Source organism: Kitasatospora sp. NPDC059803, assembly GCF_042732255.1.
In the GTDB taxonomy this organism is placed as follows: domain Bacteria; phylum Actinomycetota; class Actinomycetes; order Streptomycetales; family Streptomycetaceae; genus Kitasatospora.
The window spans coordinates 54599-64137 of sequence record NZ_JBHWIJ010000001.1 but is presented as its reverse complement, the minus strand read 5'-3'; the positions used below and the strand labels follow the sequence as shown (position 1 = coordinate 64137).

The window sequence follows — 9539 nt, the reverse complement described above, 5'->3', positions numbered from 1 at the left end:
GTCCCCCCCCCCCGGCGCCCGCCTCCCCCCGGGGGGCCCCGCGCTCTCGCCACCGCGGGGGCGGCGCGGGGGGCCCCGCGGCACGGGAGCACGAGAACGTCGCCGCGAGGGCATCGAGCCGGGGTACATCAGCGAAGCACCGATACTGACAGATCGTCAGTTCCGATTCTCTCCTGGGACATTTCCCGTGCACTGACGTACAACCGCTCCGGCTCCCGCCTCCGTAGTGTCACAGCCAGTCCCGGCCCTTGGTGCACCCGCAGCAAGCGGCAGGCCAGCGGCCCACTACCTGAAGAGGAGAACTGCGTTGTCGCAGAACATACTTGACGAAGACACCCTCGCCGTCATCGAGGCGGCGGAGCGCCTGCTGGAGGGTGAGCAGCCCGCGGAGCCGAGCACGCCGTCGTCCTGCGCGGACCAGCGGATCGCCGCCGTGATGGGTGGCGGGTTCTACACCTACTGCTGATCGGTGCCCTGCCCGCACTCGCCCGGCGCCCCCTCGGGCGAGTGCGGGTCCTCCCCCGCGCCGCAACGGCCTCCGGAGTGCCGGCGGGCCCGACCACAAGGACACACCGATGAATCCCACCGAGACCGCCGATCCACTGACGGTTCCCCCCGACTGGTTCGCGGCCGTGGGCACGGAGATCGCCATGGTGCTGGAGGACCTGCGCCGTGACCACCCGAGCCTGGCGGACGCGGTCACCGGCCTGCTGGCGGCGGACGGCGGCGGCCGAAGCCCCTTCCGCCTCCTGGGCATGGCCGTCCTCGGGACGATCACCGGCGAGCCCCGGCCGGCGGCCGCGGTGTGTGCGGTCTCCCGGCTGTGGTGGGCGGGGGCCGAAGCCCTCGACGACCTCGCCGACGGCCAGGGCCCGGCCGCACCCCGGGGCAGGTCCGAACTGGCCCGCACCACCCTGGCAGCCGTGGCCTGCGGGAGCACACTGCCCCACCGGGTGGCCGACCGGTACTCGGCAGCCCCGGACATCCGCCTCTCCTGGGAGCAGGAACTGGTCCGCACCGCACTGGACGCGCTGGAGGGCCAGTTGGCCGACATCGCCGAGCCGGCGGACGACCCCGTGACGTGGCGGTCCGTCATGGCCTGCTACCGGGGCAAGAGCGGCGCCGCCTACGGCCGCGACGCGGTGATGGCAGCCAGGCTCGCCACGGACCGGCCCGAAACGCTGCGCTCCTGGCGGACCTTCGGCGAACTCTTCGGCGTCCTGCGACAGCTCGGCAACGACGGAGCTCCCAGCGCGACGCAGGAGTTCGAGGATCTGGCCAACGGCACTCGCACCCTTCTGCTGGCCCACGCACTCGCAGTCGCCGCCCCCGCGCACCGGGAGCACCTGCTGGACCTGCGTGCCCGGGCCGGCACCGATCCGGGCGCCCGCGGGGAGCTGCGGGCCGCGCTGCGGGATCCGTCCGTCCTCGACGGCTACGAACGCCGGGTCGAGTCGCTGCGGCAGCACTGCTGCGCGGTGCTCGACCGACTCGCTCCGGACGGCCCGTACCGGGAGCTGCTGCACGGTCTGGTCCACACCTCCGCCCGAACAGTGCCGAACGGAGTGTCCCCGTGCGCGAGTTGATCGACCGACCGGAGCTGCTGCGATCGATGGCCGCACGATCCGCCGGGGCAGCTCCCTTCGCATCGGGGCTGCTCGCCAGGCTCGCCGACGACGTCGAGCGCGGCGGGCCGGTGACCCTCCTGATCGGACGGCACCCACAGGCCGGCGCGCCCCTGTTCACCATCCGCGCCATGGCCGGGGTCCAGGGCCTGCTGACCGCCGGGAGGCTTCCCCGGCTGACCTCACACCTGGCCGAGTCGAGTGCGGCGGACGGACTCGAACCGCGCGGCACCGACCGGTCGTGGGACCTCTTCGTCACGGCGATCGCCGACCACCCCGCCGAGATCGCCACCGCGCTGGACAACCCGGTGCAGCAGCACGAGCCCGTCCGGGCCGCGACACTGCTGCACGGGCTCGCACTGGTGCGGGCCCAGCGGATCCGACTGCTCGAACTCGGCGCCTGCGCCGGACTCAACCTGCTGATCGACCGCTACCGGTGGTTCGGGCCCGGCTGGGAGTGGGGCGACCCCGCCTCACCGGTCCGGCTACCCGCCCACGGTCCGAACCCCGGAAACATCCGGATCGTGGCGCGCGCGGGCTGCGACCTGCGTCCCCGCGACCCCGCCGATCCGGCCGACGTGCAGACCGTACGGAGCTACCTGCCCTTCGAACACACCTTCCTGCGAGCCGCCCTCGACGACGCGCTCGACCTCGCCGCCCGCACCCCGGTCCGGGTGGACCAGGCGGATGCAGTCGGGTGGCTGCGGCGCGAGCTGGCGACGCCGGCCGATCCGTCGGTGCGCACGGTGGTCTGGCACAGCCTGTTCTGGGGGTTCCTCGAACCAGGCCAACAGGACGCCCTGGAAGGGATCATGACCGATGCCGCCGCCACCGCGCCGCTCACCCGCATCGCCTTCGAACCCCACGACTGGACGATGCCGCCACGGCTCCAGCTGATCCAGTACTCCTGAGCCCAGGGCGTTCACGGCACTCGCTCGACCCAGAAACCCGATCCCTACGTGAGGAATCCCGGCATGCTGCCCGGCGAGGCATTCCAGTACCTGGCGTCACCCACCGGCCGCCAGAACCCCTATCCCGCGTACGCCGCCCTCCGGTCCCACGGGCCAGTGGTGCGCCTGCGACCGGGGTTCTACGCGGCGACCGGGTACGACGCCGTCAACGCACTGCTGCGCGACCCGCGACTGGAAGTCCGGGGCTGGCCGGACGGTGCCGCCGCACGCCTGATCGCGGACTCCATGATGAAGGCCAACGGCCCCGACCACGCCCGCGTCCGGCGGCTCGCCGCAGACGCCTTCTCACCCCGTGGGACGGACCGGCTGAAGGAGGTCGTCACCGCACGGGCGACCGCCCTCGCCGACCACCTGGCCCAGATCGGCCGCGACGGCGAGGCCGTGGACCTCATGGACGAGTTCGCCTACCCGCTGACGATCCGGATCATCGGCACACTGCTCGGTGTCCCGGCCGGCGAGCACCAGTGGTTGCGCGAACGCGCCCAGGAGACGACCGCCGTCCTGGAACCGTTCCGTCCCACCGGCCCCGCCACCGCGGCCGACCGCGCCGCCCTCGACCTGGAAGCGTACGTCACCGAGCTGACCCGGCTCCGGCGTACCGAACCCGGCGAGGACCTGATCACCGCACTGGTACTGGCGCACGACCGCGACGGCAGCGAGCTGTCCACCCGCGAACTCGTCGTGAACCTGGTGTTCCTGCTACTGGCGGGATTCGAGACCTCCGCCAACCTCCTCGGCAACAGCCTGGGAGCCCTCCTGGACCACCCCGACCTCGCCGCGCGGCTGCGGACGGACCCGGGCCTGACCGACCGGTACGTCGAAGAGGTGTCACGCTTCGACGCGCCCCTGCAACTCACCAGCCGGTGGGCACCCGAGCCGATCGAGATCGACGGCATCGGCAGCATCGAGAAGGGCAGCCACATCCTGCTGCTCCTCGGGGCGGGAAACCACGATCCGGCGCACTTCACCGCCCCGGACCGGTTCGACCCGTTCCGGGACTCCCCGCCGTCGCTCTCCTTCGGCGCCGGCGCACACTACTGCCTCGGCTCGGCGCTGGCCCGTACGGAGGCGCGACTGGCACTCCCGTTGCTGCTGGAGCGCCTGCCCGCCATGCGGCGCGCCGGCCCGGCAGCGCGCCGCGACCGCCTCACCTTCCGCGGCTACGCCAACCTCCCCGTGTCCTTCCGGAACTGACCGGCCGCCCGCCAACCCGTGCTGTTCGCCTGTGTCCAGACCGATTCCCCATGCGGCGGCCGCACTTCGCCTCGGCCGCTTCCGCGCCGGGGCAGGGCAGTTGGGCGGTCTTGGCCCAGGTGCGGCCCAGGTGTCGCCCGGCCGTCAGCGGCCGCGCCGCCGGTCTCAGCGGACCTCCACCGTCACCGGATCCGAGGTCCTCTCGCGAACGGGGTGGCGGTCGTCCAGGCCGGTCAGGCCGAACAGCACCGCGCGATACTCCAGGGCGCCGCTGTGTGCGGCCTTGACCTGCGCGACGGCCTCCGCCTCGGTGCCCGTCTCGACCACGGCGCCGCAGGTCATCCGCTCCCACGTCGACCCGCTGCTGCGGCCCTCCAGGCACACCTGCACGTAGGCGGCACCGTCGTCGTCCCCGTGCCCCGTGACCGTGAAGGTCGTGCCGACCCGCGCCGTGTGCGGAGCCGTGACCTCCACGTCGCCCTTGGCGAACGCCGGCCCGGCGGCCAGGGCCACCGAGGCCAGGCCCAGCACACCGATCACGGCGGCCCGGCCGCCCCGCGCCTTCGTCCCGGTCCTCTTCGTCCTGCTCATGAACCAACCTCCTCTGGAACTCCCCCGCCCGGGGGCTGCGCTCTGCGTGGGCGCGCGGTTGCGCCTCACCGATTATCGGGAGCAGCCGCCCCCTGGCCGGACTATGACGCGGCCCGGCGTCGTCCAGGCCCGCGGCACCGGCGGCCACCGACAGCACGGAGGGGGGTGCGCACGGCCCCGGGTCTGCCCTTTCGTCCCTCGCCCCGCCGCCCCGCCACCCGTAGACTCGGCGGGGACGGCCGGAAGGGCGGGGAGGGCGTGCGCGAGACACGGAGAGCCGCGGAGCGGCAGACGGCGGCGCCGGCCGCCGCCGGGCACGGGGCACGCCTCACGGGCCTGGCCGCGCTCCAGCGGCAGGTGGGGAACGCCGCGGTGACACGCCAGGTGCAGCGTCAGAAGGGCGGCCTGAACGAGCACTACGCCACGAGGCCCACCGAGCACCCCGAGTGGGGGCCGTACCAGGAGCTGACGAAGGCCGCGGGCATTCCGCAGCCCCAGGCCGACGCCGCCTGGCAGCTGCTGCTCGGCGGGGTCGACTCGCAGGGCGCGCTGAACGACGAGGCCGTGGCGAAGACGAGCGACCGCCAGGAGCAGCGCGAGCTCCGGGCGTCGAACACCTGGTACCAGGAGTTCGTCAAGCTCATCGCCGAGCACCTGGAGATCGAGACGCCCACCATGGCCCTGTGGGCGGGCGGCATCGAGACCAGCGACTACGCGTACCGGAAGGGCCACACGCCCCTGGGGCGGACCCGGATCGGCGGCGTGCTCAACGTCCTGGAGCTGCACCCGGACTGGAAGCTGACGGGGCCGATGTGGAGCGTCCTGTCCAAGGCCTTCGTGTCCCGCGCGACCGGCCCCGTGCACATCTTCGTACGGGCCTACGCTCCGGAGAGCATCCTGATCAGGCTGGAAGTCCCGGAACTACGGCTGGTCCAGCGGCTGAACCCGGACGTGAAACTGATCTGGCACCCCGTATACACCGCTCCCGGCGGGCAGATGAGGGAGATCTCGAAGGACTGCCGACTCGTCGACAACGCGGAGTACGACGGGCGGGACACGTGCGTGAGCGCCCTCGTCCAGTACCTCAGGATGTTCCACGACGACAGCAACACCGAGGCCGCCCCCGCCCACAAGAGCATGGAGCAACTGCTCGTCGCGAACGGGCACAAGGACGGCGTCTGAGGCTGCGGCCCGCACGCAGCGCTCTCCGGCTTCGGCCGGGCACACCTCGTCAACTGTCCGGCGGACAAGGCCCATCGGTTTCTGGGACAGGATCGGGATACTTCCCGCACCTGCCTGTGAACGACCCTCGCCTACGGTGATCACACCCGGTGAACCTCACCGGTCGAACGACATCGGGAGACCTCATGCGCACGCGCCGCCTCGCCCTCACCGCCGCCGCCGTCGCGGCGCTCGCCGCCACCGCGACGGCCTGCGGGCCGGACAACAGCGACACGGGCTCCACCGCCGCCAGCCCCGCGGCCACCGCCGCCGCGACCAACGGGGCCGCGACCGCACCCACCGGGGCCGCACCCGCCGGGGCCTCGCCGACGAAGGCCGCCGCCGCGCCCACGACGCCCTCCACACCGAAGTCGTCCGCCACGCCGAAGTCGCCCGACGCGCCCTCCGCCCCCGCCGCCGACAAGACCGGCTACGGCCAGGCCTGCGGCGCCAACGACCTCGCCCTCAGCGCGAAGTCCGAATCCCAGGCCGGCGGCTACCTCCTGATCACGGCCAAAGCCAAGCCGGGCATCACCTGCACGCTCCCCGCGACCCACCCCACCATCGCGTTCGGCTCGCGCGGCATCGAGGCCGCCAACGCCGAACAGTCCACCGGCGAACCGATCACCCTGAGCGGCGCCAAGGTCGCGTACGCGGGCATCATGACGAAGACCACCAACACCAACCAGGCAATCCAGTTCACCGACGTCATCGTGGGCATCGGCAACGCCGACCCCAACCCGGCCAGCATCGCCGTCGGCACCACGCCGGTCGACAAGCCGATCGTCACCAACTGGCACACCGTTGCGAAGGACGCCGTCCCCGGCCTCTGACGGCCGTTCACCGGAGGGGCGCGGGCCGGCCGTACGACGGCGACGACGACGGCCGCCGTACGGGCCTGCGCTGTTGCGCTGGTTCAGCTCAGGAAGTCGACGCGGTCTATGAGGCCTTCGCGCACCCGGTAGGCCACCAGGACACGGACCGGCTCGTCGGCCAGGCCGTGGGCGACTTCGTGGTCGACCACCCAGTCGCCTTCGCTGAGCCGCCCCACGATCTCCGCGCGGCAGCGGCCCTTGGCGAACTGCCCGGCGTACCTGTCGCGCAGAGCCTGCCGGCCATGGAGTCGGGTGCCGTCGGCCCGGTGGATCGTGATGTCCTCGGCGTAGGTGGCGACGAAGGCGTCGATGTCGTGGCTGTTGTAGGCGGCGAGCTGTTGCTCGACCACGTCGCGCGGTTCGGTCATGTGGTTGATCGTTCCTTCCTTGGCAGTACGGGTTACGGGTTACGGGTTGCGGGTTCAGCAGGGTTGCGTGCTACGGGTTCGGCCGGGCTCAGGCAGCGAGGCGGCGGGTGGCGAGTTCGGCGTAGAGCGCGGCCCCGTCGGGGAGCACCGCGTCGTCGAACTCCGCGTAGGGCGAGTGGTTGACCGGCAGGTCGTCGGGGTCGGTCCCCTTCGGGGCGGCGCCGAGCCACACGAGCGATCCCGGCACGGCGTCCAGGACCCGGGAGAAGTCCTCCGACCCGGTCATCGGGTTCGGCATCGGCTGGAAGCGCTCCTCGCCGAAGACCTCCCGGACGGTGTCCGCCAGGAAGTCGGTCTCGGCCCCGTCGGTCACGGTCACCGGGTACTGGGGAAGGTACTCGACCTCGGCCCGCAGGCCGTGGGCGGCCGCGATGGCTCTGACCAGCTCCACCGTGGTGTCGGCGACCTTGGACTGCGCCTCGGCGGAGAAGGTGCGCACGGTCGCCTCGAAGTAGGCGGTCTCGGGGATGATGTTGCGCTGGGTGCCTGCCCGGATCAGCCCGACGGTGACCACCACCGGATCGAACACGTCGAAGCGGCGGGTCACCATGGTCTGCAGGGCGGTGACCATCTCGCAGGCCGCCGGGATGGGGTCCTTGGCCCGGTGCGGTACCGAGCCGTGGCCACCCGCACCGTGGACGGTGACGTTCAGCGCAGCGGAAGCGGCCATGATCGGCCCGCGCCGGGAGCCGAACTCCCCGTGCCGCATGGCCGACGACACGTGCAGGGCGTAGGCGGCGACCGGGCGCCTGCCTGCCGCGTCGAGCACGCCCTCGGCCAGCATGGCCCCGGCCCCGTCCCACCCCTCCTCGCCCGGCTGGAACATGAAGACCACGTCGCCGTGGAGCTGTTCCCGCCGTGCGGCCAGCAGGTGTGCGGCACCCGCGAGCATGGTGGTGTGCAGATCGTGTCCGCAGGCGTGCATGGCCCCGTTGTCGGCGGCGAACGGCAGCGGGGCCTTTTCGGCGACCGGTAGGCCGTCCATGTCGCCGCGCAGCAGCACCGCCGGCCCCGGTCGGCCGCCGCGCAGGACCGCGGTGACCGAACTCAGCGCCGAGCCCTGGCTCACCTCCAGCGGCAGGCCGTCCAGGGCCCGCAGCACCCGCTCCTGGGTGCGCGGCAGGGCCAGGCCCAACTCGGGGAACCGGTGCAGGTCGTGGCGCAGCCGGACCAGGTCTGGGGCCAGAGCGAGAGCGTCGTCGTGCAGGGACACGGGCACCTCCTTCGATCCCGCGCGTGGCGGGACCTTGTCGGGAACTTGTGCAGAGCGATCTTGTTCCGTGATTCTGGATCTCGCGGCGGGATTTGCCCGCGATTTCGCAGGATCACGCCACCAGGAGGCCCTTCGATGAACGAATCCACCGGCAGCCGACGGTGACCGGCTCCGAGATGCCCGACACCGCGACGACCGGCACCGAGGTGACCGGCACCGCGACGACCGGCGCCGAGGTGACGGTGGACGAGCTGGACCTCGCCCTGGTGAACGCGCTGCAGCTGCGGCCCCGCGCACCCTGGTCGCTGCTCGGCCAGACCCTCGGGATCAGCCCGGTCACCGCCGCCCGCCGCTGGCGCCGACTCTCGCAGGCCGGGATCGCCTGGGTGACCGCCTACGGTCTGCCGCACCCCGAGGACCGCGGGTGCGTCGCCTACCTCGACCTCGACTGCGCTCCCGGCCGGCTCCGGCAGATCGCCGACGAACTGGCCGAGGACCCGCACGTGATGAGCATCGAACACGTCGCCCAGGGCTGCGACCTCGTCGTCACCGTGGCCTTCACCGACCTGGCGACGGTCTCCCGGTACACCGCCGAACGGCTCGGCCCACTCCCCGGGGTCAACGCCGTCCGCGTCCACCTGGCGACCGGCTTCTACGCCGAGGGGATCCGCTGGCGACTGGACTCGCTGGACCAGGCCCAGCGCGTGGAACTGCACGACGATCACCTGGCCGGCTACGGGACGCCGTCCGGCGTGCGAGCCGAAGTCCGGGAAGAAGACCGGGAGTTGCTCATCAGACTGGGCGTCGACGGCCGCCTCGGCCAAGCCGAGCTGGCCGCCGCCACCGGGCTCAGCCCGTCCACGCTGCGCCGGCGCCTCGACCGGCTGGCCGCCTCCGACGCGATCCGCTTCCGCTGCGAGATCGCCGCCCGCGACGCCGGCCGGCCGGTCCTGGCGACCTTCCGGGCCGACGTTCCCCCGGAGCGGCTCGACGAGGTCGGCCCCCAGCTCGCCAGACTCCCCGAGGTCCGGTTGTGCGTGTCCGTCACCGGCCCGCACAACCTCCTGCTCTCCGTCTGGCAGCGCTCCCTGGCCGACGTCCAGCGGCTGGAAATCGCTCTCGCCCGCAGGTTCCCCGACCTGCGGGTGGCCGAGCGCCGCGTGTCGCTGCGCACCGTGAAGCGGATGGGCCGGATCCTCGACGGGGACGGACGCGCGGTCCGCGCCGTTCCGCTGGACATCTGGCGGGATCCGATCCCGGTCTCCTGACGGCCGTTCAGGTCGGTCCCTGCTGCAGCGCGCCGCCGCCAGGGGCTGCGGGGCCCCGCGCGCCCGCCCCGCCGCCCCCCCCCGGGTTAGCGGCCAATGACGGGGGATGGGCCCCCCCCCCGCCCCCCCGCGGGGCGGTGGACGCGGACACGG

10 protein-coding genes are annotated in these 9539 nt (G+C 72.8%); 7 read left to right on the top strand and 3 right to left on the bottom strand.

Annotated elements, in window-relative coordinates:
• Positions 1–307 precede the first annotated feature (307 nt).
• From ACFV6I_RS00315 to ACFV6I_RS00300, 4 genes are all read left to right on the top strand, one after another.
• On the top strand, positions 308–466 hold the full coding sequence (locus ACFV6I_RS00315; protein ID WP_159398670.1) for a hypothetical protein: 159 nt from the start codon (positions 308–310) through the stop codon (positions 464–466).
• Positions 467–575: 109 nt separating this feature from the next.
• Entirely contained in the window at positions 576–1586 is a 1011-nt protein-coding gene (locus tag ACFV6I_RS00310; protein WP_380423089.1) for a polyprenyl synthase, read from the top strand.
• Positions 1574–2536, top strand: a complete 963-nt coding sequence (locus ACFV6I_RS00305) for a DUF2332 domain-containing protein (RefSeq protein WP_380423088.1) — start codon at positions 1574–1576, stop codon at positions 2534–2536. The genes ACFV6I_RS00310 and ACFV6I_RS00305 overlap by 13 nt, the downstream gene beginning before the upstream one ends.
• 63 nt (positions 2537–2599) lie before the next feature.
• Entirely contained in the window at positions 2600–3790 is a 1191-nt protein-coding gene (locus ACFV6I_RS00300; protein ID WP_380423087.1) for a cytochrome P450, read from the top strand.
• A gap of 165 nt (positions 3791–3955) precedes the next feature.
• Here ACFV6I_RS00300 and ACFV6I_RS00295 read toward each other — a convergent pair whose 3' ends face one another.
• Entirely contained in the window at positions 3956–4381 is a 426-nt protein-coding gene (locus tag ACFV6I_RS00295; protein WP_380423086.1) for a hypothetical protein, read from the bottom strand.
• Between the two features lie 372 nt (positions 4382–4753).
• Between ACFV6I_RS00295 and ACFV6I_RS00290 the strand changes: the two genes are divergently transcribed.
• Complete coding sequence (locus ACFV6I_RS00290; RefSeq protein WP_380423085.1) at positions 4754–5563, top strand: hypothetical protein; 810 nt, start codon at positions 4754–4756, stop codon at positions 5561–5563.
• Positions 5564–5748: 185 nt separating this feature from the next.
• On the top strand, positions 5749–6435 hold the full coding sequence (locus tag ACFV6I_RS00285) for a hypothetical protein (RefSeq protein WP_380423084.1): 687 nt from the start codon (positions 5749–5751) through the stop codon (positions 6433–6435).
• Between the two features lie 83 nt (positions 6436–6518).
• Here ACFV6I_RS00285 and ACFV6I_RS00280 read toward each other — a convergent pair whose 3' ends face one another.
• Both ACFV6I_RS00280 and ACFV6I_RS00275 read right to left on the bottom strand, forming a co-directional pair.
• Positions 6519–6845, bottom strand: a complete 327-nt coding sequence (locus ACFV6I_RS00280) for a nuclear transport factor 2 family protein (protein ID WP_380369424.1) — start codon at positions 6843–6845, stop codon at positions 6519–6521.
• 88 nt (positions 6846–6933) lie between these two features.
• Complete coding sequence (locus ACFV6I_RS00275; protein WP_380423083.1) at positions 6934–8118, bottom strand: M20 family metallopeptidase; 1185 nt, start codon at positions 8116–8118, stop codon at positions 6934–6936.
• Positions 8119–8294: 176 nt separating this feature from the next.
• On the opposite strand from ACFV6I_RS00275, the gene ACFV6I_RS00270 reads away from it, so the two are divergent.
• On the top strand, positions 8295–9386 hold the full coding sequence (locus ACFV6I_RS00270) for an Lrp/AsnC family transcriptional regulator (RefSeq protein ID WP_380423082.1): 1092 nt from the start codon (positions 8295–8297) through the stop codon (positions 9384–9386).
• Positions 9387–9539 lie beyond the last annotated feature (153 nt).